This window comes from Micromonospora sp. NPDC004704, assembly GCF_053601675.1.
Genome location: NZ_JBSGCD010000010.1, coordinates 18884 through 39984 on the forward strand (window position 1 = coordinate 18884; position 21101 = coordinate 39984).

Annotated in this window: 23 protein-coding genes; 5 read left to right on the forward strand and 18 right to left on the reverse strand. The window is 67.6% G+C overall.

Translation table 11 applies throughout. The annotated features are described in order from the left end of the window. Position 1: 1 nt before the first annotated feature. Positions 2-994 (reverse strand): AAA family ATPase, encoded by a 993-nt coding sequence (locus ACWEFB_RS16175; RefSeq protein ID WP_452286102.1) that lies wholly within the window; start codon positions 992-994, stop codon positions 2-4. Positions 995-1008: 14 nt separating this feature from the next. Further along, the gene (locus ACWEFB_RS16180; protein WP_452286104.1) at positions 1009-1866 is read right to left on the reverse strand and encodes a S1C family serine protease; all 858 of its coding nucleotides are present in this window, start codon (positions 1864-1866) and stop codon (positions 1009-1011) included. A 192-nt stretch (positions 1867-2058) separates the two neighbouring features. Here ACWEFB_RS16180 and ACWEFB_RS16185 point away from each other — a divergent pair, with 192 nt between their 5' ends. Further along, complete coding sequence (locus ACWEFB_RS16185; protein ID WP_452286105.1) at positions 2059-2316, forward strand: penicillin acylase family protein; 258 nt, start codon at positions 2059-2061, stop codon at positions 2314-2316. A gap of 196 nt (positions 2317-2512) precedes the next feature. Here the strand turns inward: ACWEFB_RS16185 and ACWEFB_RS16190 are convergent, their stop codons facing one another. From ACWEFB_RS16190 to ACWEFB_RS16200, 3 genes are all read right to left on the reverse strand, one after another. Continuing rightward, complete coding sequence (locus ACWEFB_RS16190; protein ID WP_452286107.1) at positions 2513-3292, reverse strand: maleylpyruvate isomerase N-terminal domain-containing protein; 780 nt, start codon at positions 3290-3292, stop codon at positions 2513-2515. A 364-nt stretch (positions 3293-3656) separates the two neighbouring features. Next, positions 3657-4454, reverse strand: a complete 798-nt coding sequence (locus tag ACWEFB_RS16195) for an SAM-dependent methyltransferase (RefSeq protein ID WP_452286109.1) — start codon at positions 4452-4454, stop codon at positions 3657-3659. Between the two features lie 151 nt (positions 4455-4605). After that, the gene (locus tag ACWEFB_RS16200) at positions 4606-5202 is read right to left on the reverse strand and encodes a TetR/AcrR family transcriptional regulator (protein ID WP_452286111.1); all 597 of its coding nucleotides are present in this window, start codon (positions 5200-5202) and stop codon (positions 4606-4608) included. Between the two features lie 376 nt (positions 5203-5578). Between ACWEFB_RS16200 and ACWEFB_RS16205 the strand changes: the two genes are divergently transcribed. Beyond that, on the forward strand, positions 5579-6136 hold the full coding sequence (locus ACWEFB_RS16205) for a hypothetical protein (RefSeq protein ID WP_326557359.1): 558 nt from the start codon (positions 5579-5581) through the stop codon (positions 6134-6136). Between the two features lie 363 nt (positions 6137-6499). On the opposite strand, the gene ACWEFB_RS16210 is transcribed toward ACWEFB_RS16205, so the two are convergent. The 3 genes from ACWEFB_RS16210 to ACWEFB_RS16220 all read right to left on the reverse strand — a co-directional run bounded on the left by ACWEFB_RS16210 (position 6500) and on the right by ACWEFB_RS16220 (position 8898). After that, the gene (locus ACWEFB_RS16210) at positions 6500-7333 is read right to left on the reverse strand and encodes an SDR family NAD(P)-dependent oxidoreductase (RefSeq protein WP_452286113.1); all 834 of its coding nucleotides are present in this window, start codon (positions 7331-7333) and stop codon (positions 6500-6502) included. Continuing rightward, positions 7330-8076, reverse strand: coding sequence for an SDR family NAD(P)-dependent oxidoreductase (locus ACWEFB_RS16215; RefSeq protein WP_452286115.1), 747 nt, complete (start codon positions 8074-8076; stop codon positions 7330-7332). Before ACWEFB_RS16215 ends, ACWEFB_RS16210 begins: the two co-directional genes overlap by 4 nt. Before the next feature lie 378 nt (positions 8077-8454). Then, positions 8455-8898, reverse strand: a complete 444-nt coding sequence (locus ACWEFB_RS16220; RefSeq protein ID WP_452286117.1) for a hypothetical protein — start codon at positions 8896-8898, stop codon at positions 8455-8457. 533 nt (positions 8899-9431) lie between these two features. On the opposite strand from ACWEFB_RS16220, the gene ACWEFB_RS16225 reads away from it, so the two are divergent. Together ACWEFB_RS16225 and ACWEFB_RS16230 are read left to right on the forward strand one after the other, a co-directional pair. Then, on the forward strand, positions 9432-11369 hold the full coding sequence (locus tag ACWEFB_RS16225; RefSeq protein WP_452286119.1) for an ABC transporter ATP-binding protein: 1938 nt from the start codon (positions 9432-9434) through the stop codon (positions 11367-11369). A 443-nt stretch (positions 11370-11812) separates the two neighbouring features. Next, complete coding sequence (locus ACWEFB_RS16230; RefSeq protein WP_326557363.1) at positions 11813-12157, forward strand: DUF1801 domain-containing protein; 345 nt, start codon at positions 11813-11815, stop codon at positions 12155-12157. 110 nt (positions 12158-12267) lie between these two features. Here ACWEFB_RS16230 and ACWEFB_RS16235 read toward each other — a convergent pair whose 3' ends face one another. Continuing rightward, positions 12268-12441, reverse strand: coding sequence for a hypothetical protein (locus ACWEFB_RS16235; RefSeq protein ID WP_452286121.1), 174 nt, complete (start codon positions 12439-12441; stop codon positions 12268-12270). A gap of 331 nt (positions 12442-12772) precedes the next feature. Here ACWEFB_RS16235 and ACWEFB_RS16240 point away from each other — a divergent pair, with 331 nt between their 5' ends. Beyond that, positions 12773-13510, forward strand: a complete 738-nt coding sequence (locus ACWEFB_RS16240) for a VOC family protein (RefSeq protein WP_452286123.1) — start codon at positions 12773-12775, stop codon at positions 13508-13510. On the opposite strand, the gene ACWEFB_RS16245 is transcribed toward ACWEFB_RS16240, so the two are convergent. The 9 genes from ACWEFB_RS16245 to ACWEFB_RS16285 all read right to left on the reverse strand — a co-directional run bounded on the left by ACWEFB_RS16245 (position 13433) and on the right by ACWEFB_RS16285 (position 20963). Then, complete coding sequence (locus ACWEFB_RS16245; RefSeq protein ID WP_452286124.1) at positions 13433-13975, reverse strand: low temperature requirement protein A; 543 nt, start codon at positions 13973-13975, stop codon at positions 13433-13435. The two genes, ACWEFB_RS16240 and ACWEFB_RS16245, sit on opposite strands and share 78 nt — an antisense overlap. A gap of 72 nt (positions 13976-14047) precedes the next feature. Beyond that, complete coding sequence (locus ACWEFB_RS16250) at positions 14048-14962, reverse strand: urease accessory protein UreD (RefSeq protein WP_452286126.1); 915 nt, start codon at positions 14960-14962, stop codon at positions 14048-14050. Further along, complete coding sequence (gene ureG / locus ACWEFB_RS16255; RefSeq protein ID WP_452286128.1) at positions 14959-15642, reverse strand: urease accessory protein UreG; 684 nt, start codon at positions 15640-15642, stop codon at positions 14959-14961. Before ureG ends, ACWEFB_RS16250 begins: the two co-directional genes overlap by 4 nt. Positions 15643-15664: 22 nt before the next feature. After that, complete coding sequence (locus tag ACWEFB_RS16260) at positions 15665-16366, reverse strand: urease accessory protein UreF (protein ID WP_452286130.1); 702 nt, start codon at positions 16364-16366, stop codon at positions 15665-15667. Continuing rightward, the gene (gene ureE, locus ACWEFB_RS16265; RefSeq protein WP_452286132.1) at positions 16366-16929 is read right to left on the reverse strand and encodes an urease accessory protein UreE; all 564 of its coding nucleotides are present in this window, start codon (positions 16927-16929) and stop codon (positions 16366-16368) included. Before ureE ends, ACWEFB_RS16260 begins: the two co-directional genes overlap by 1 nt. A 30-nt stretch (positions 16930-16959) precedes the next feature. After that, the gene (locus ACWEFB_RS16270) at positions 16960-18678 is read right to left on the reverse strand and encodes an urease subunit alpha (protein ID WP_452286134.1); all 1719 of its coding nucleotides are present in this window, start codon (positions 18676-18678) and stop codon (positions 16960-16962) included. Between the two features lie 42 nt (positions 18679-18720). Next, positions 18721-19116, reverse strand: a complete 396-nt coding sequence (gene ureB, locus ACWEFB_RS16275; RefSeq protein WP_452286136.1) for an urease subunit beta — start codon at positions 19114-19116, stop codon at positions 18721-18723. Between the two features lie 86 nt (positions 19117-19202). After that, positions 19203-19505: an urease subunit gamma gene (locus ACWEFB_RS16280; protein WP_452286138.1), complete on the reverse strand. Its 303-nt coding sequence runs from the start codon at positions 19503-19505 to the stop codon at positions 19203-19205. A gap of 165 nt (positions 19506-19670) precedes the next feature. Next, entirely contained in the window at positions 19671-20963 is a 1293-nt protein-coding gene (locus tag ACWEFB_RS16285) for a beta-propeller fold lactonase family protein (RefSeq protein ID WP_452286140.1), read from the reverse strand. Between the last annotated feature and the right edge of the window lie 138 nt (positions 20964-21101).

A 21101-nucleotide genomic window follows, 5' to 3' on the forward strand; every position in this document is an offset into this window, starting at 1 on the left:
GTCAGCGACCTCGACCGACCGGCTCGGGTACCGGCGTGTTCGCCAGGATCTTCGCCAGGATGTCGTCCGGAGTGAGGTCGTCGGACAGCGCCTCGTAGGACAGCACCAGCCGGTGCCGTAACACGTCCAGGGCGAGGTCGGTCAGGTCCTGCGGGACGGCGTACTCCCGGCCGCGGACGTACGCGAGCGCTCGTGCGGCGAGCACCAGGCTGATCGACGCGCGCGGGCTGGCACCGAACGTGATGTAGCGCGTCAGGTCGCTCAGGCCGACCCGGGCGGGATCACGGGTGGCGTGGGCCAGGCTCACCGCGAACTCGATCAGTGACGGATCCACGTACACCCGGTCCGCGGCCTGCTGAAGGCCGGACAGCGTCTCCGGGTCGATGATCCGCTGGAGCGCCGCGCCCGGGGCGAGTGCCCGCTCGACGACCACGAACTCCTCACTCGGCGTCGGGTAGCCGACCAGCACCTTCATCATGAACCGGTCGACCTGCGCCTCGGGCAGTGGGTAGACGCCTTCGTTCTCGATCGGGTTCTGGGTCGCCATGACCAGGAAGGGGTCGGGCACCCGGTGGGTCTCACGGCCGATGGTGACCTGGCGTTCCTGCATCACCTCCAGCAGGGCGCTCTGTACCTTGGCGGGTGCCCGGTTGATCTCGTCCGCGAGCAGCAGGTTGGTGAAGACCGGTCCGATCTGGACCTGGAACTCACCGGTCGGCTGGTGGTAGATCCGGGTGCCGACGATGTCCGCGGGCACGAGGTCGGGGGTGAACTGCACCCGATGGAACTGCCCGCCGATCGCCTCGGCGAGGGATTTCACCGCGAGCGTCTTGGCGAGGCCGGGTACGCCCTCGACCAGGATGTGCCCGCGCGCCAGCAGAGCCACGATCATCCGCTCGAGCAGCGGGTCCTGGCCCACGACGGTCTTCTTGACCTCGTACAGCACCTTCTCGATCGGGCCGGCCGAAGCAGGTAGGGCGTCATTGCCGTTCATACGAGCATCCTTCTCTACAACGGTGGGACGGCAGGGCCGTTGCCCTCTCGGCCGGCAGCGATTGCGGTGCCGATCGGAACGGCGAAGCCGATGCCGATGAACGTGCCGGCGTCGGTCGGGTTCGCCAGGGAGACGACGATGCCGACGACCTGACCCTGGTTGTTGATCAGCGGCCCGCCGGAACTGCCCGGGTTGACCGCCGCGTCGAACTGGATGAGGCCCGGTGTGCCGGCCACCTGCCGGTTCAGGCCGGAGACGACACCGGCGCTGGTGCTCATGGACAGCCCGAGCGGGTTGCCGATCGCGACCACCTCGTCACCGACAGCCGTTGCGCCACCGAGCACGGCGGGCACCAACGTCTCGGGAAGCTCCCGTGGCGTGAGCGTGGCAATGTCGGTCGCCTCGTCCGCGTCCGCCACCGTCGCGGTCGTCCGGCTGCCGTCGGCGTAGCTGATCTGGATGGTGGTGGCGGAGGCGACGACGTGCGCCGCAGTCAATATGGTCCCGTCCGAGTTGGCGATCACGCCGGTGCCGACGGCCGATTCCGTCATGCGTGACCCGCTGGACGCGCTCGGTCGGCGGGTGGTTTCTATCCGTACGACCGACGGCAGCAGCGTCTGGTAGATGTCGGCGTTGCTCAGCGGTGCGTCCGACATGGACGGGGAGGCCGAGGGCGCCGCGACGGGCGGCGGTGACACACCGACACCGCCACGCCACAGCACCGCGACGGTGATCGCCACCGCCCAGAGCACTCCGGCCGCGACGAACACGTGTCGCCGCGTACGTTCCCGTCGTTTGCGTGGCTGGTCGGTCGTGCTCCCTTCGCGGACCGGCTCTGCCGCCGCAGAGCCGCTCACCTCGAGGTCGATCATGCTTCCGACCCTACCGAAAGTACCGAGAAAGAAAACCGAAAGCGACGGCCGGAAACTCCGTCCTGGCGGGATCGGGGCCGGATTCGGCCCGCTGCCCATCCTGTGGGCGTACGTCCGCGGGATGCTGGCCGGTGGCGGATTCGATTCCCCGGATTGACGTGCCGCCATAGCACCTCATGCGACCGTTCCGGCATGACGTGGGAGCCGACTCCGGGTGAGTCGCTGCCGGACGTGGCGCACGGGTCGACCTTCATCATGGCCGTCGAGCTCACCGCGACCGGGCCGCGTACCCGTACGCTGCTCACGTACGGCCAGTCCAGCAACGTGGGCTCGCCGTACCGCACGGACCAGGCCCGCCGGTATGCGGCAAAGCGGTGGATCACCGAACGGTTCACCCTGGCCGAGATCACCAGCGACCCGGCGCTGAGGGTCCGTACGCTCCGCCGTTGACCGACCGCGCGGTCCACATCGGTGTCTGTCCGTTGCACGGGCAGACACCGCACCCAACGATGGCCCGGGCTGTTCGACGACCTAATGGTTCAGCGCCTTGGACTGACCGGTGCGGGCGACCAGCCGTTCCAGCACCACGACTCGGGCGCCGCCGAGGGCCAGTTCGCCGGCCAGCATCAGGCCGGTCAAGCGCGGGTCAGTCGGTGACCCAGTTCATGTGCTCGATCCAGTGGTCGAGTAGCGCCCGATCGCCCTGCAGCTCCAGGGTGGGAGCCGCATCCAGCGGGCGACGCCTGCTGAGCACGAGCAGTAGCTCGGCGGCTGAGCCGCGTACCGCGATGTCCGCCCTGGTGTGCGTGCGCTCCAGGACGACCATGTCCGGTTCCCGGCGCGCCAGCCACTCCCCGGGTGCATCGGTTGCGTGAAAGTGCAGGGTCTGTCCCTCGCCGCGCATCGCATCGGCGAAGTCCGGCCTGTTCTCCCAGTAGCCGCGGGACGTCATCGTGTCCAGCCAGTCCTCGATTGCCGCGACGGCGGGCTCCGGCGCCAGTTCGTACCGCATGCCGAGCGCCGCCGCCGCGTCGGCGCGATGCACGCAAGCCTCGCCGAGCAGTCGACGTGACCAGAACGGCACGCCCGCGCCGCCGCCTGACGGATCCCACACCGGTGTGTCGTCGGCGACCGATTCGAACGCCTGCTTCGCTTCGGCCGCGGCGTCGGTCAGCCAGACGCGCCACTGGGCCGAATCGGTCGGGGCTGGAACGTAGCCGGCGAAGGCCCTGCTCGGCTCGGTCAATCGCTCACCCACGAGCATTGTCACCATGTGCTGTGTCGCGCCGACATGGTCGACCAGATCGGCCAGGGTCCACTTCGGGCATGTCGGTACCGGGGTCGCCGCGTCCCTGCCGTGTACCCAGTCGGCGAACGTGCTCGTCTGTTCGACAACAGCATTCAAATAGGTGGACGTGTCGATCACCGCACCTCCAAGTGCTCCGTGGATACTTGCTGAAAATACGTCATGCGGCCGGACCGCGGGCGGTCGTCCGATACGAAAAGAGTTTCGGTACGAGCGAAGGTGAATAGCCCGCAGCTTCGCCGAAGGCCTACCCTGCCTGTATTTCTCGTCGCCGGGACCGCCACGTCATCGACTCCGGTCACCCCCGCCGATCATCTACCCGCGCCGGGACATCTCCGGTCCCGTGGCGCTCGACGTGAAACCGCGCCACCGCGTCCGGAGGGTGAGGACGCCCGTCAGAGGTCGCTGCCCGGACGGCATGTTCGCGCAGGTGATAAGGCGCTACGGGTACGCCGGAAAGGCTCTTCAGCTCGCCGTGGACGTTCTACGGCTTGCGCGCCACACCGCAGTACTGGTTCACGTCGATGTCGGGGGTGTCTGGTCCGGGACGCCATCGTGAGCAGGGCACAACGCCGGGTGGGAGCAGCTCGAGGCCGTCGAAGAAGCGTGCGATCCGGGTGGAGCTGCGGTAGCCGATCTTCGGTGTGCCGTGCTCGTTCCAGAACCCCACGATGTCGTCGGCCTCGGCCCGGTTGATGTCGTGACACCCGTGTGCGATGGCCAGGTAGCTGCCCGACGGCACCGCGTCGACGAGCCGCTGCACAACCTTCCGTGCCTCGTCGTCGTCGAGGATGAAGTGCAGGATCCCCAACAGGGTGATCGCTACCGGCTGGTCGAAGTCCAGGGTGCGACGGGCTTCGCGCAGGATCGTGTCCGGGTCGCGCAGGTCGGCCTCGACGTAGTCGGTGGCGCCCTCGTCAGAGCCGGTCAGCAGGGCACGAGCGTGCACGAGTACGAGTGGGTCGTTGTCGACGTAGACGATGCGGGATTCCGGGGCGATGGACTGAGCGACCTGGTGGGTGTTGTCCGCCGTGGGCAGGCCGGTGCCGATGTCCAGGATCTGGCGGACTCCCTGCTCCGCGACGAGGTGATGAACCATCCGGCGTAGGAAGGCGCGGTCTTCGACGGCCAGGTCGATGATCTGCGGTAGGCGCCTGGCGATCTCGTCACCGGCTGCTCGATCAGAGGCGAAATTGTCCTTGCCGCCGAGCCAGTAGTTCCACAACCGTGCCGAGTGCGGCACGGAAGTGTCCAGTTCCTGCTCTGCCCGACGATCTTCCACGGCTTGTTCCCCCGACCCGTTGAACGTCTATGGCGAGACATCCTCCCATAAGCAAGGTGATCCTCGATCGCCCTGAACCAGCTCACCGGCCATGAGGACGGCTTGAGCTGATGGGCTGCTCGGTCGGCGGCCCGAGGCTCTGTCGCGGCGGTCAGGTTGGCTGTCGCGAGCCGTGAATCTGGACGAGTCCGTCGACACCGCGGAGGAAGGTCTCGCAGATCAGGACCGAGTCGAACAGGCAGCCGGCCGCCATGGCGCCGTCCCGAAGCATGACGAAGTGCTGCGCGGCCCGCTCAGCCTCGGTCTCCTCGATGCTCGCCATCAGGGTGCTGATCGTCTCGAGGAACCATCGCCGATGGCCGAGTACGGCTTGATGCACGGGATGGGCGGGGTCGGGGTACTCGGCGACGGCGTTCAGGAAGGCGCATCCGCGGAAGCCGGGGGACTGGATGCCTGCGGCGATCGACGCCGCAACGGCCCGGACCGTGTCGCTCGCCGATGTGCCTGCGTCGATGGCCGTTTCCACCTGGCTACGGATGCCATGGTCGGCGGCCTGGAGGTAGGCGAGGACAAGGTCTTCCTTGCCGGGGAAGTGCCGATAGAAGGTGGCCCGGGTCACCTTCGCCTCGGCGATGACCCGGTCGACGCCGACCGAGTGGATCCCCTCCGCGTAGAAAATCCTGCTCGCCGTGGTCAGGAGCCGGAGCCGCGCCTCGGACGGCCGGGCTTCGGTCTCGGTACGCGCCATGGTGACGAGTGTAGCGACAGAACGTTCGGTCTTGCCGTTTGTTGCGTCACGTTCCTGATCCACAGGGTCAACGAGCATCGCCGTACAGGCCACGTGGGCTCGGACTGAATCCGACAACTCGACAGGAACGGCGATCTCTCGGGCACGCGGCCACGGAGTTGGCGCACATGGTCACCGTTCGGAGGGTTGCGGGCGCCGAACCGTCCGGAGTTTCGCGCTCCGTGTGAGGTGCGCCGTAGATAGAACGTTCCGTCTTGACATCTCGAAGCGGGGTTGTCATAGTCGGGATCAGGCAGAACGTTCGTTCTTCCTGAGTGATGTTCCGATCGCGGCACCCGCTGGACCCAGTCCCTCAGCAACCACCGAAAGGTTGACCATGACCACCCTTGCCGCTTCCGGCATCTCGACGACGGCGTCCGCCCTGCGGCGGCTGTACTTCGGTCGCTTCGCGTTCGCCATCGTCTGGGCCCTCGTGACGCTCCCGCTCGCCAAACACCTCAATCCGCTCACCGTCACGCTGCTCGTGATCTACCCGCTGTTCGACGTGGCTGCCGCCATCGTCGACGTCCGCGTGTCGCGAGCCACCGGATCACCCACCCTGCTGTACGTGAACGTTGCGGTCAGCCTGCTCGCCGCGGTCGGCCTGGCCATCGCAGGTGCCTCCGGCATCCCGGCGGTCCTGCGCGTGTGGGGCGCCTGGGCGGTCGTGGCCGGTTTGGTCCAGCTGATCGTGGGCGTCACCCGCCGCAAGATGGGCGGCCAGTGGCCGATGATCATCAGTGGTGGCATCTCCGTGCTTGCCGGTGGGTCGTTCTTGGCCGCTGCCTCCGCGGACAACCCGGTGTTGACCAACGCGATCGGCTACGCCATCCCCGGAGCCATCTTCTTCCTCATCGCGGCCATCCGACTCGGCCGCGCAGCGAGGGGGAACTGACATGGAAAACACCACGTACGACGCCATCGTCATCGGCGCGGGACGGTCGGGGAGAACGTCGCCGATCGAGTCGTGCACGGTGCTCCGACCGCCGCCGTAGTCGAGCGGGAACTGGTCGGTGGTGAGTGCTCCTACTGGTCATGCCGACCGAGGCGTTGATGCGCAGCGCGACCGTGCTCCGTGCGGCTCGTCAGCCGCCCGGTGCTCGCGAGGCGGTGATCGATGACCTGGACGCGGCGGCCGTGCTACGCCCCCAGGACATCTTCGCCGCGCACTGGAAGGATGACGACCGGGGTGCGTCCGTCCCGAACGTCGCTGGTCGCGCGAGGCGGCAGCGTTCGCCTGTGGTCGCGCTGCGCTCGCTCATCGTTCGCTTCCCGCGAGCGCCAACGGCAGGAGCCGCTCCCAGTAGAGGTCGGCGAGCCGTTTCCGGCTCGAAGGATCGGCGGCGTCCCCGCTCGGCGACACGACACGGTCGTCCTCCAGGTAGGAACCGGAGGGGACGTCGGCGACTGCGGCGTGGAGCACCCGGGCCGCGCCCCGGGTGGGGGGACCGCCGATCCGGCCCATCATCGCGGCGCTGAGCGGCGTGTCGTTGAGCCCGGGGCAGAGGGCGACGACACTGACCGGCATCGACCGGAGTTCTTCCGCGAGCAGAGACGACCACGTCACCATCGCGAGCTTCGCTCGTGCGTACGCGGCCACCGGCGAGTAACCGTGCGCCAGGTCGATGTCGTCGAAGTGGAACCGCTCGACGCGGTGCGCTGACGACCCCACGTTCACGATTCGTGCGCCCTCGGCCAGCGAAGGAACGAGCAGCCGCGTCAGCAGCGCGGGCGCGAGTGCGTTGACCTGCAGCGTCCGCTCGTATCCAGCCGTCGTGACGATGCGCTGCGGGGCGCCTGGGACCCCGGCATCGTTGATCAACAGGTTGATCGTCGACACGAGCGACCTGATCGAGCGGGCAGCCTCGACGACCTGGGAGAGGTCGGCGAAGTCGGCCTCGACGTAGTGGACCTCGGCAGGGCCGGACCTGCGGATCTGCGTGAGAACCTGTCGCACCCGTTCTTCCGGCTCGGGCCCGAGCACGATGAGCGTCTCGGAGCTTGCCGCGAGCCGGTGGGCTGCCGCTTCGCCGATGCCGCTCGTGGCGCCGGTGAGCACGACCGTGCCGAACCGCTCCCGGGGAGTCTTCACAGCGCGTATCCCCCTGAGACCTGGATGTCCTGCCCGGTGATCCACGCGGAGTCGTCCGAGGCGAGGAACGCGATGACCCTGCCGATGTCCTCGGGCTCGCCCACGCGGCCGAGTGCGGTCCTGGCGGCCATGCCCTCGATGATCTCGGGGTACTTCTCGAACGCGTCGTCGCCGATGCGGGTGCGAGTCGGTCCGGGGGCGATCGAGTTGACGCGGATGCCCCGGGGGCTCAGCTCTTTCGCGAGGAATCGGGTGGCGATCACCAGACCGCCCTTCATCGCCGCGTACCCCGAGTAGCCGGCCTCGGTGTCACCGGGACGTACCGAGCTGCTTGAGGTGTTGATGATCGAGCCCCCGTTGTGGATCAGCGGCAGGAGCGTCTGCGTGAGGAAGTACGGCCCGCGTAGGAGCACGCGGTAATACTGGTCGAACGCCTCCTCGCTCATGTCCTCGAATGCGCGACCGCCACCGAAACCGGCGTTGTTGACGAGCGCGTGGATCTTGTCGGTGCCCCATTCGTCACGGAGGACACGCGCGAGCTCGCTCCGGAACGCGGGAAAGGTTTCGCTCTGTCCGATGTCGAGAGGCAACGCGACTCCCCGGCCGCCGTTGTCTCGAATCCTGGAGACCGTTTCTGCTGCGCCATCGGGACGGGAGTTGTAGGTAACGACCACTCCCATACCGCGTGCCGCGATCTCGATCGCGGCACTGCGCCCGATGCCGGCGCTCGCCCCGGTCACCACGGTTACTGCTTGACTGGCTGTCGTTGTGTTCATGCTTATAGCAAAACGCGACAGCCCACCGATGTGTTAGGGGAATCCTCGCGACTCCTTGCCCAATCCTCGCTTCGTCGCCAGAATCCTGCTCCGACGCAGGGGCCGGAGAACGTCGTCGGGCCCCACCCGGGCCGGTCGCAACGCCCGCCCAACCGCGAGACGCCTCCGGCGCCGATGGCCGATCCAACCACGAGCCGGGTACGCCGAGGAGAGCTCCGCCGGGGCATGATCAGCGAATATGCGCGGGCAGCGTGTCCAGAACCGGGTTTGCGAACGGCACAGCGCGCAGTACGCCGCCGAGATCTGCTGATCCAGCGGGGCGCGGTCACGCCCCGCTGGCGCCGGTCAGCTCTGCGACGGCTTCGGGGTCGGGGTCTTACCCGAGGCGGTGGGTGTGGGGGTGGGCGTACGCGACGGCGAGGCGGAGGGCGACGAGGACCTGGACGGGCTGGTCGACGGGAACGGGTTGTCGGTCGGGTAGAAGGTCGGGTTCCCGCTCGGCGTGGGTTGGCCGGACGAGCAACTACCGGCGGGCGCCCACTTCTCGGGCGCGTAGGCCGGAGCGAGCCCGCCGGACGAAAGGTGCGAGACCTTCGCCCGGTAGATGTTTCCGCCGAATTGGACAAAGTTGTCAATGTAGTACCAGACGCTGCCGGTCCACTGTGGCAGGCTGCTGCAGTAGCTCGCCGGGCCGGCCTGCGCCTGGATTGTCGGCGTGAGGATCGGCACGGCCATCGCGGCCACCGTTGCGCCGATGACCAGGGTGATTGTCTGACGTCGAGACTTCATGAGATCCCCTGTACATCTAGTTGATCATGGTCAGGGGCGATGCTACCAACCGTCCATGATGGACGGAATACCTTTGACTGGACGACCCGTCAATGATGGGCCAGGCACCCGCCGTCCGCCAGTCGATCGCGGTTATGAGCTGGAGTCCTGTCGCGGCGAGGTCGAGGAGGGGATCCGGAAGAGGTGGCGCTCCACGGGGGTGGTGTTCGTGTCGACGCGGTGACTCGCACGCCTCGGGCTGACTGCGTGGTACGCGCGTCGAGCTGCCTCGGGGTCATCTCGGACCAGCGGTCGCCGTCCGGACGCGGCACTGCTGGACGTCCGTTGACACACGCGTTCGACACGCCGGTAACTGCGTGACTCGATCTGACTGCTGAACGTAGGCTTCCTGGCATGGCTCCCCTCGCTGAGGCCGGAGCCCCGCCCCTCCGCCAATGCCGGTTTTTTCCGGCGATGTGCCGGGTGATTCACGCTGCCCGAGGTTGTTGCCGCCCGTGCTGCCCCCGAGTCCCGCTGCTGCTCAAGGAGGTCGTGTGGAGACTGTGATCCGCCCTCATCAGTCCTCGGACCAGGACGGGAGGACCAGCGATACCGACGAGTTGGTGTTGCCCGAACTGGAGGATCCCGACTGGATGCATCACGCCCGTGAGGTCGCCCATACGAGCTTCTGGGCGGTGGCCCGCCGCCTGCCCCACCTGGTCCGGGAGGCGATCGGGGTGGCGTGGGCGACCAGCCGTCGGGACACGATCGCCTCGATCGGGCTGAATATCGCCGCCGGGGTGATGACCACCTTCGGGCTGCTGGCCACGACGAGCGTGCTGACCCAACTGTTCGCCGCCGGCCCCACCCCCGACCGGGTACGCGCCGCCCTTCCGGCGCTCCTGGTCGCCGCGGCGGCGGTGATGGCGAAGGGTGGTCTGACGATCGCCGCAGGGTGGGCTCAGGCCCGGCTGATGCCGCAGATCAACTACCGGGTGGAGCTGCGGATGTTCGAGGCGACCACGGCGGTTGACCTGGCCGCGTTCGACGATGCCGGTTTCGCCGAGGAGATGGACCGGGCACGGGACCGGGGTATGCGTGAGGCCGCTTCGATCGTCGACAACACCGTCAACCTCATCACCGGTGTGGTCGGTGTGCTCGCGACCGCCGTCGCGGTCGCCGTCATCCAACCGATTCTGCTGCCCTGCCTCCTGCTCGCGGCCGTGCCAGAGGCGGTCACCGCGGTGCGGATCGCCCGCCGCCAGTACCTGAACCTGCTGGCCCGGATCACCCGACGCCGGCGGATGTGGATGCTCGCCACCCTGATGGCCAACCGGCACACCGCCGCCGAGATTCGCTCGTACCAGATGCGGGAGTTCCTTCTCGGCGAGTACCGACGGATGATGAACGCCGAAACCCGCGCCGATCTCGACCTGGTCCGTTCCCAGACCACCACCCGCCTTTTCGGAGCCTCCGTCGCGGGACTGGCCAGCTTCGCGGTGTACGGCGTCCTCGGTGGGCTGCTTCTCGTCGGCTGGGTCGCCCTCGCCGCCGCCGCGACCGCGCTGCTGGCGTTGCAGACCGCCCACTCCAGTCTGGGCATCGCGGTGTTCGCGACGAACTCGCTGTACGAGGACGCCCTCTACTACCAGGACTACCGCGATTTTCTCGCCCGCGCCCACGGCCGCACCCGGCCATCAGACGGCCAGCCCGTCGACGGGTTCGACACCATCGAACTCGACCGGGTCAGCCTGAGCTATCCGGACACCGACACCCCGGCCGTGGACGAGGTCAGCCTGACTGTCCGGCGCGGCCAGGTGGTCGCCCTGGTCGGCGAGAACGGCTCCGGCAAGACCACCCTGGCCAAGCTCATCGCCGGTCTGTACCACCCCAGTTCCGGCGTGATCCGCTGGGACGGCACCGACACCACAGATCTCGACCACCACAGCCTCGCCTCACACGTCGCGGTGATGACCCAGGACTGGTGGAAGTTTCCCTTCACAGCGAGGCAGAACATCCTCATCGGGCGGCATGACGGGCCGGTGAACAGGCCGGGCCCGAGTATGGAGGACGCCGCTCGAGCCGCGGCTGCGCACGACATGATCCTCGACCTGCCCTACGGCTACGACACCCTGCTCGACCGCGAGTTCAAGAACGGCCATGACCTGTCCGGTGGCCAGTGGCAACGCCTCGTCGCGGCCCGCAGCCTCTACCGCGACGCCCGACTGCTGGTCTGCGACGAACCCTCCGCCGCCCTCGACGCCCGCGCCGAACACGCGATGTTCCAGCACCTGCGCCGCCACCCCGACCGTCTGATCGTCCTGATCACCCACCGGCTCGCCAACGTCCGCCACGCCGACCAGATCTACGTCATGCGCGAGGGCAGACTCGTCCAACAGGGCAACCACGACGACCTGATGGCCCAGGACGGGCTCTACCGTGAACTGTTCGACCTGCAGGCCGCTGGCTACCTACCGGAGTCCGCGCCATGACCCGAAACCAAAGCTGCCGTGAGCGCGTGTGCGGGACTGGAAACATTCCCGGGCCGAGGCGACCACAGGGGGAGCCCTGAAGGCCGAGGGTGAGCGGCGACATCCTCATCTACGGTAGCGTCGCACTGGTCGGGATGGCTGCTGTACAACGAACTCGTCGACGAACTGCGCCTGGCCACCTATTCCGTTGTGATGGCGGTGGCGTGCGCCTCTTCGAGGAGTCGGACGAGCCGGCGGTCCTCCGGCTGATCGGCGCGCAGCCGTTCGACTCGGGCGTGGTCGTGCTGACCTACGCCCCCACCGGAGGACAAGCTCGTCGGGTGGGGGGCAGGAGCCCGGCGCCCTGGGTGGTGAAGGGTAGGAGCGGGGCGGCACTCGACCCTTCGCTACGACACGTTTCATAGACCCGTGCTTTCCCATGAACAGTGACGGAGGAAAAGACCGTGAACGACGACGTCACCCAGTACATCAACAAGACCCAGCCGTGGCAGATCGACGTATGTGAGAAATTACGCGCGATGATCGACCAAACCGTGCCAGGCGTCGAGGAGCGGCTTCAGTACGGCAAGCCGCACTACACCAAGAACGGCCACTACGCGGCCGTCATCGCGGTAGCGAAGTCCAAGGTCTCGTTCATGGTCTTCAACGCAACGGACATCCCCGAGGTCAAGGGATTCCTCCGGGCAATGGGCAACGGTGAACGGAAAACCGTCGATATCACGGAGGGGCAGGACGTCGACTACGGCGCGCTCGCCAGCATCCTGGGAAAGACCACGGCTGCCTTGTAGTTGCCGGCGTTTCTGCCGTGACACGGTCTGGAATCTGACCTGCTGCGCGCATTCGACGGCGTGGTTGACCGGGCCGATGAGAAGACGGTGGCCCGCTGTGTGGCGGTCCGTTACGGTGATGGTGACCCATGCGCCAGGCTGCGGCGGGCGCATGGGATCGCCTGCGGTGCCAGCGAATTGGACAACCGCAGGCCGGCCAGTATCTCGTCGGTCAGGTCGGCGTCGCCGATCTGCTTGACCTGCACGTAGACACCGAAGCCGCGCGCCGGCAGGTCGAGCACCACCTCCCTGAACGAGACCGAGGCACCGCACGACGTCCACCGTCGTGTCCGCGCCGGGTTGCCCCCCACGTTCACGGCTCGGTCGGTTTGCTGGAGGCACGAGGGGTGGCTGGGCAACGCCGGCGCCGGACCACCGGCAAGCAGGGCCCTGCTCGCGCCGACGAACACACCGGGAATCCCGCTCGCCACATCCGGCCAGACGGCACCTGGTCAGACAACGGCTGCGAGCCCGCCAGCAACGGACCGACCTCCTCGCCGACACCGGCATGACCCTCGACCCCGAACGACCGTGACGACCCGAACTTCAACCTTTCGACTCGGTAGCATCGCCGGCATGGCAACGCGGCTTGTTCAGGTCAACATGAAGGCTCGGGACGACTCCGCGTTGGGCGCTTTCTGGGCGGCGGCGCTCGGTTGGGAAGTCTCCAGCGAGGGACCCGGCGTGACCAACCTCGAACCCGAGGGCTTCGTCTACCCCGACCCCGTTGCCGTCTGCCTCGACCTGGTCGTCTCCCCGGAACCCAAGACGGTGAAGAACCGCGTGCACGTCGACCTCGCCACCACCTCGGCAGCCCAGCAGGCGGAGGTGGTCACGCGGCTGAAGGATCTCGGCGCGACACCCGCCGACGTAGGCCAGGGCGACGTCCCATGGACGGTCATGGCCGACCCGGAGGGCAACGAGTTCTGTGTGCTGGACCCCCGACCGCTCTACCGGGACACCGGGCCGATAGCCGCGGTGGTGGTCGACTGCGCGGATCCGCGGGCGATGGCCCGCTTCTGGGGCAGTGCCATGGACTGGACCCTGCACGAGGTGACCGATCACGACGCGGTACTGCGCTCCGCCAAGGGCGTCGGCCCATATCTGCAGTTCCTTCGCACACCCGACGCGAAGACCGGGTGGAACCGCGTCCATCTCGACGTCCGTCCATACCCGAGTGACGACCCGGAGGCCGAGGCGGCCAGGCTGCGGAATCTCGGCGCCACCTCCATCGACCTAGGTCAAGACGACGTCCCGTGGACGGTCCTCGCCGACCCGGAAGGTAACGAGTTCTGCCTTCTTGCCCCAGGCTGACCCGAGCCTCTTCTTCCGTTGACTACGGCCACGAGCGAGGTACCGCTCGGCCAGGTGTTCCCCGGCGATCGACCACTCGGCGACGCGGGCTCGGCCGAGTCTGGGGGTCGGCCAGCCGAACGCCGCACCGGCGAAGTCGAGCCCGACCGACAGGGTCCACAGCACGCCGCGTACGCCGTGGCTCGCGGTCACGCCGCCGAGCAGCCAGAGCATTCCGCTCGTACCGAGCCAGAAGATCACCCGCAGGGAGACGATCCGCTCCGGCCGGTGGACCATCGCAAGGAACACCGACCGGCCGAGTTGGACCGCCACGTATGCCCCGGCTAACACGACCGCGTGCTCGTTGAAGCCCCGGGGAACGGCGACGGACATCACCATGGCGCCCAACATGCTTGCGATGACGAGGAACTGGATCTCGGCCGGTCCGGGTCCAGTCGGCTGGTGATCAGCGCGGTGAACGACCACACCAGCCAGAGCGCCAGGAACAGCAGGAGGGTCTGCCCCGCCTCGGAGAACAGCTGTGACGTGCGGCTTTTGTCAGCGCCATCCGAAGGCCGGCGGAACGGCCCGGCCGACGGTCTCCATGCGTGCTGTGCCGCAGAATTCGCGCACCTGGGCCCGCACCGGTTCCGTCTCCCGGCCGAGCACCTTGTAGATCAGGCCGACGCCGTTCGGTAGCCGGCTGACTCCCGCGATTAGCGGGGTGCCGTGGTCCCACATCGGAGGAGTCCGTTCGTACACCCTGGTGGCGCGCTCGGGCGAGGTCAGCAGGACGACGTTGCCGAAGACGTGGAAGTCGTCGAGTACGCCGGACCGGGCCACTCCGAACGAGGCGGGCTCGACGACGAACTTCTCGACGAACAGGTCCGGGCCGCCGGGTCGGGCGGCCCGGACGGTCGAGGAGAAGAGGTCGTACTGGAAAATCTCCCCGTCTCGGTGGTACTTCCGGCCGGGCAACAGAATTTCGGTGTAGAGCAGGGTGGCGGATTCCGGCAGCGTGACGCCCGTACGGGTGATGAACCGGCTGTTCCGGTAGGGGATGACGGGCTCGGGGAGGTATTCCAGGTAGGCGTTGTCGGCGAGGGTGATCTGCTGGATCTGGGCGGCGTGGTTCGCGTCCATCTGTTGGATCTTGTTTGCCGCCTGAGTGGTGAGGTGGGCGCGGGCGTTGACGCCGAGCGACACGTCGATCCGCTGCCGATCGCCCTGGAGCATCCCGCCGGAGGTGGTGATGATGAAGACGCACGCCATCTCGGGCATCGCGGTGTCCCAGTACAACGCCTGTTGAGCGAGCAGGGGGGCCTGCCTGAACAGGTCGGCCAGCACCGTCCGCCGGTCCCGGTGTTCGAACGCCAGGCGCAGCAGGCCGACCTTGCCCGGTGCGCCGCTGGGTAGCTGGGCCGGCTCGTCGAGGTAGGGCGCGAGTTCGGGCGCGTCGTCAACCGAGATCATGCGGGTACGTCCAGCGCGGCGGCTGGTTGACGGGCCTGCGGTGCGTCGGGGTCGATCGGCTGCGCAAGATCGAAAAGGGCGTTGTGTCGGATGAGTGAGATCAGCTCGTCGATACCCGCGCCGGTCCTGCAGTTGGTGAAGACGACCGGCTTCCCGTTGCGCATGTCGGCCGCGTCGCGGGCCATCAGGTCGAGGTCGGCGTCGACGTACGGTGCGAGGTCAATCTTGTTGACCACGAGGATGTCGGACTGGGAGATGCCCGGACCGTTCTTGCGCGGGATCTTGTCGCCCGCGGCGACGTCGATGACGTAGATGAAGTAGTCCACCAGGGCGGGGCTGAAGGTGAGGGTCAGGTTGTCGCCCCCGCTCTCGATGAGCAGCAGGTCGCTGTCCGGGAACCGTTCCTCCATGTCTTCCACGGCGGCCAGGTTCATGCTCGGGTCTTCCCGGACCGCGGTGTGCGGGCACGCCCCTGTTTCCACACCGATGATCCGCTCCGCCACCAGCACTCCGGTGAGTGCCCGCCGTACGTGCTTGGCGTCCTCGGTGGTGACGACGTCGTTGGTCACCACGAGCACCCGTAGCCCGTCGGCGACGAACCTGGGGACGACCGCCTCGATGATCGCCGTCTTGCCGCTGCCGACCGGGCCTCCGACACCAATCCGGCTGACCGTTTTCATACCCACTCCCGAAACTCTGCTGTCAGTTCATGAACATGCGGACGTGCGCGTGGACGTGGGCCGCCGCCAGCACGTCGATCACGGGCCCGAAGGTGGACATGTCGTCGAGACCCGCCGCCCTCACCCGCTGGTACTCGTCGGCGGCGGTCGCGTTGACCCGGTAGAGGATCGCCTGGGTGTCGAGGTGGTCGACCCGCATCAGCCGTACGGCGGCGCTGAGCACCATCACCGCGACCCCGTACTGGTGCGTGGCGAAGGCGTCCTCCTCGGTGAGTTCGAGGGCGGCGAAGAGCGCCCCGAGCGCGACGGGGTAGGTCACGGGGACCGGATCGGTGGCCGCGTCCCGGAGCCGCTTGTCCAGCATCGAGTCCCCGACGACGTGTGCCGCCGCCTGCGCCAGCTTGCGACCCATCCGTACGGTCATGGTCCTGGTCTCTTCGGAGAGCTTGCGGACGTGCACCGCCTCGTCCGCCTGGCGGATCCGGTCCAGGTCGCCCAGGGCGGCGGCGCGGTGCCCGGCGAGAACCGCCACGCCGTCGCCGGTGGCGGCGAGGTGGACCAGGGTACGGGTGAACTCCTCCAGCCCCGCGCGGTCCCGGACCACGCCCTGTTGCACCGCCATCTCCAGCCCGCCGGAGAAGGAGAAGGCGCCGACGGGGAACATTGAGTCCCCGAACTGGAGGATCTTCAGGGTCGCCGGGATCGTCGACGCGGGCGGCTCCATCAGTCGACGGGTTGGGGAGCGTGTGAGTGCGGGGTCGAGCCGGCGCCGCCGAAGAGCCGGCGGGACTCGTGTGGGGCGAGGTAGGCGATGACCTCGGTGCCGGGAACGAAATCGTGGGAGATGCCGGTGAGGTCGTGGGTCCGCATCACCGAGTCCATCACCTTCCGGTCGACGGTGAGCGGGACGTACATCCTGTTGTCCTTCACCACCGCCGGCCAGTGCTGGTTGCCGATGGCATGGCCGAGCTCGATCGCGGCGCGCAGTCCCAGCTCTGCCGGTTCCTTGCCCAGCCCGCTCAGGTCGATGACCATCACCTCGCCGAGCTGGATCCGGGCCACGACCGCGGTCCGCGTCGTCTCGTCCCAGCGGAGGATGTCGCCGTCGCGGAGCCGGTGCCCCCGCCCCAGGGAAAGCGCCACCTCGTCGCCGTCCACGGTGCGCTTGCGCAGCCGGTTCTTCTGCGCCTCCCACTGGTCGAGCAGGAGGTCGTCCACCCGGGCCGCGTCGAGCCGGATCTTCCATCCGGGGTCGCTCGCATTGCCCAGCACCGATTCCACGAGCACGTCGAACTCCTCTGTTGCCTGCGCCGGCCGTCAGCTGAAGAAGTACAGCTGGCTGAGCGGGAGGTTCCTGGCCGGTGGGACGGTGGCATGTACGCCGTCGACCTTCACCGCGAAGGTCTCCGGGTCCACCTCGATCCGCGGCAGGACGTCATTGCGTACCATGTCGAGCTTGGTCAGACCCCGCGTTCCGCGTACGGGCAGGACCTGACGGCGTAGGCCGAGTTTCTCTCCGACGCCGGCCTCGTAACCCGCCTTCGACAGGAAGGTCACGCAGTTCTCACTCAGCGCCGTGCCGTACGCGCCGAACATCGGTCGGTAGAGGACGGGCTGCGGGGTGGGTATGGAGGCGTTGGGATCGCCCATGATCGACCAGAGGATCTGGCCGTTCTTGATGATCATTTTCGGCTTGGCGCCGAAGAAGGCCGGCTCCCACAGCACCAGGTCGGCGATCTTGCCGGGCGCGATGGACCCGAGTACGTCGGCGATACCCTGGGTGATCGCGGGATTGATGGTTATCTTCGCCACGTACCGGAGCACCCGGAAGTTGTCGTTGTCCGGTGAGTCCTCCGCGAGCTTGCCGCGGGCCACCTTCATGACGCTGGCCAGTTGCATGATCCGCAGCCAGTTCTCCCCGATCCGGCCCATCGCCTGGGAGTCGCTGGACATCATCGAGATGACGCCCAGATCGTGCAGGACGTCCTCGGCGGCGATCGTCTCCGGGCGGACCCGGCTCTCCACGAGCGCCACGTCGGACGGGACCTTCGGGTTGAAGTTGTGGGTCACCATCGTCATGTCGAACAGCTCTGCCTGGCTGTTCACCCCGTAGGGGTTGGTGGGCGTGGTGGAACTCGGCAGGCAGTTCATCTCGCCGGCCACCTTGATGATGTCCGGCGCATGGCCGCCACCGGCACCCTCGGTGTGGTACGTGTGGATGGTTCGACCCTCGAACGCGGCGATGCTGTCCTCGATGTAGCCGCTCTCGTTGAACGTGTCCGTGTGGATGGCGACCTGGACGTCGAACCGCTCGGCCGCCGCCAGCACCGTACGGATCGCCTCCGGCGTCGCACCCCAGTCCTCGTGGATCTTGTAACCGGCGGCACCCGCGAGCGCCTGCTCCTCCAGCGGACCCGCGCCGGAACTGCTGCCCTTGGCCAGGAGCCCGATGTTGATCGGAATGCCCTCGAACGCGCGCATCATGGCGTGCAGGTTCCAGGGGCCCGGGGTGCAGTTCACGCCGTTCGAGCTGTCGGTCGGGCCGGTGCCTCCACCCCAGATGGTGGTGATGCCGTTACTGAGCGCGGCGTACGCCTGCTGCGGCGCGATCAGGTGGGCGTGCGAGTCGATGCCGCCGGCGGTCAGGATGAGGTGCTCGCCGGCTATGGCGTCGGTGCCCGTTCCGATCACCAGGCTGGGACTGACACCGTTCATGATGTCGGGGTTGCCGGCCTTGCCGATCCCGACGATCCTTCCGTCCTTGATCCCCACGTCGGCCTTCACCACGCCGACCTGCGCGTCGAGGATGGTCACGTTCGTTATGACCAGGTCCAATGCCCCGTTGGCGTTGGTCAGCTCGGCGTTCGCGCCCATGCCGTCCCGCAGGGTCTTCCCCCCGCCGTACACGGCCTCGTCGCCGAGGCTGCGCAGGTCCTTCTCGATCTCGATGTAGAGTTCCGTGTCGCCCAACCGGATCTTGTCTCCGGTCGTCGGCCCGTACAGTCCGGCGTACTCCTGCCTGGATATCTGACTCATCGCCTGCTCCCGGGCCCGCTGTCGGCGTCCCGTCGATCCGGCCTACCGCTCATCGTGGGTGCCGTCCGACCCGAAGCCCCGGATCCGGGCGCGAACCATCGCCTCTGCCCGCGCGGGCTGATACCCGGCCGGACCGCCGCCGGTCCAACCGTTCACCAGGCCGTTGAAGCCGTACACCCGCTGTCGTCCCCCGTACGGGACGAGCTGGACCGTCTTCTTGTCACCTGGCTCGAAACGGACCGAGGTGGCGGCTGGTATGTCCAGACGCCAGCCGAAGGTTGCCTCGCGGTCGAAGGTGAGGCAACGATTCGTCTCGTAGAAGTGGAAGTGCGAGCCCACCTGGATCGGGCGGTCCCCGGTGTTGCACACCTCGATTCGGAGGGTCGGGCGCCCGGCGTTCAGCTCCACCGGCGCGCTCGAGAGGACGTAACCGCCCACCGGTCCCGGTCCTTCGGGATCGGGGCCGGGTTGGCCCTGGGGGTCCGGCACTTCTGCCTCGCATTCGGGTCGGGCGGCTCGTCCTGCTACCGGATGGGCGAATGTACGCTGACGAGGCGGCTGCCGTCGGTGAACACCGCTTCGACCTGGATCATCGGCACCAGGTCGGCCACCCCCTCCATGACGTCGCTCTTGGTGAGGACGTTGCTCGCGTCATGCAGCACCTCCTCGAGGGTCTTGCCCTCCCGGGCGCCTTCCAGGGCTGCGGCGGCGACGATGGCGACCGCCTCCGGGTGATTGAGCTTGAGGCCCCTGTTCTTGCGTGCCGTGGCGATCTGGGCCATGGAAAGAATGGTCAGCTTGTCCAACTCCCGCGGAGTCAGGTACATGTCGCCCGTCCTTTCGGGGCCGATTGCCACGTGGCGATGACGGGGCACGGTGGGGGAGTGGGTTCGTCCCACGATAAGCCGCCAAACCGGCCATGAGGGGCTAATAGCGGTAAATCCCCCTCGAGATTCGCCGAGCGGGTGGCGCGAAGAGTCGAGTGGACCGGATCAGATGCCGGCCAGACCCTGCGGGCTGTTGTACGGGATGCTCGCGCTGGAGACCGGATGGAGGGCGCCGTCGGGTTGGACGGCATAGCCGACCAGCTTGGCGGCGTTCCCGTAGATCTGGTAGAGGTACGCGCCGTCCGGCGTGATCCAGTTGTCACTCGGACCGCTGCTCACGGTGCCGTTGAGCGCCCTGAAGGTGCCGTCGCCGGGAACCCTCGGGCAGGCGGGGTCCCGCGCGATGGAGAGTTCGGTGCCGTCGATGTGGAAGCTGCTGATGTTGCTGTAGCCGAAGTTCGTGGCGAACACCATTCGGTCGTCCGGCGAGATCGCCAGCCAGCAGAGCTCGGAGGGCTTCCCCGCGCTCGTGTCGATCTCCACGACCGGACCGATGTCGACCCGCCCGGCCGAGTCGATGCTGCCCATGGCGACCCCGTCGCCGACCGCCTCTCCGACGATGAAGGTGTCCGGCCTGCTCTGCAAGAAGGCGATATAGAAAGGGGAGCCGCCGTTCGCGTCGTGGAACGACGGCGCGCCGAGCGTGCCGTCCCCGGTCACGGGAAAGGTGACCAGTCCGTCCGGGTCCGGTTCGTTCGAGGCGATCGACTTCGGAGCACCGTCCGGTCCTCGTACCCAGAGGATCGCCGAGCCGTCCGGATTCGCGGTGGGTGGCTGGTCGAACGTGGTGCCGACGAAGAGGAACCGGCCCTCCGGCGCAAGCTTGACCATGGTGGCCACGCGATCGGCTTTGTCCGACGTATTCACCGAGTAGCGTTCCAGGCGCACCGCCAGCTTACCGTTGTCGTCGACCGACATCAGCCGCAGATGATCCGGCCCGAACGCGTGCAGAACGAACAAGGTGCCGCTCGACGGGGAATAGGCCAGGGACTTGGCGGTACCACTCCGTCCGGTCACCGCGTTGCCGGTCGGCTTGACATCCAGCAGCGTGAGACTGCCATCCGCGCCGACACCGAAACTGGAGACGGAATTGTCGCCGCCGTTGGTGGCGAACAGGAACCGTAGATCCGGGGTCAGGATGACGCTGGCCGCGCCCTCGAACGCGTTCGGTGCGCTGGGCTGGCCGCTGATCGGTTTGAAGGGCCCGGAGCCGGCACCGCCCGTGAGAGTCCTGTCCACCTCGCTGATCTCGCCATTGGGAGATCGGACATAGTGGATGACAGCGTTGGCGGTCTCGTTGGTCTGCAGGTACAGATGTCCGCCCCGCCGCTTTCCACCGCCCGCGGCCTCACCCGGCACGGATCGCTCATCCGACATCCGCGTCTCCCCCGCATCCACGGTTCCGTTGGACAGATCGGTCTCGCTACGGTCCTCCGGCCGAGAACCCCGGCTTGGAAATGAATCGAGACTGCCGGGGCTGTGGCCCGACGCCCCGGCGAAGCAGCTCAAGTCCGGGTTCGAGCCTAATGCGCGGAG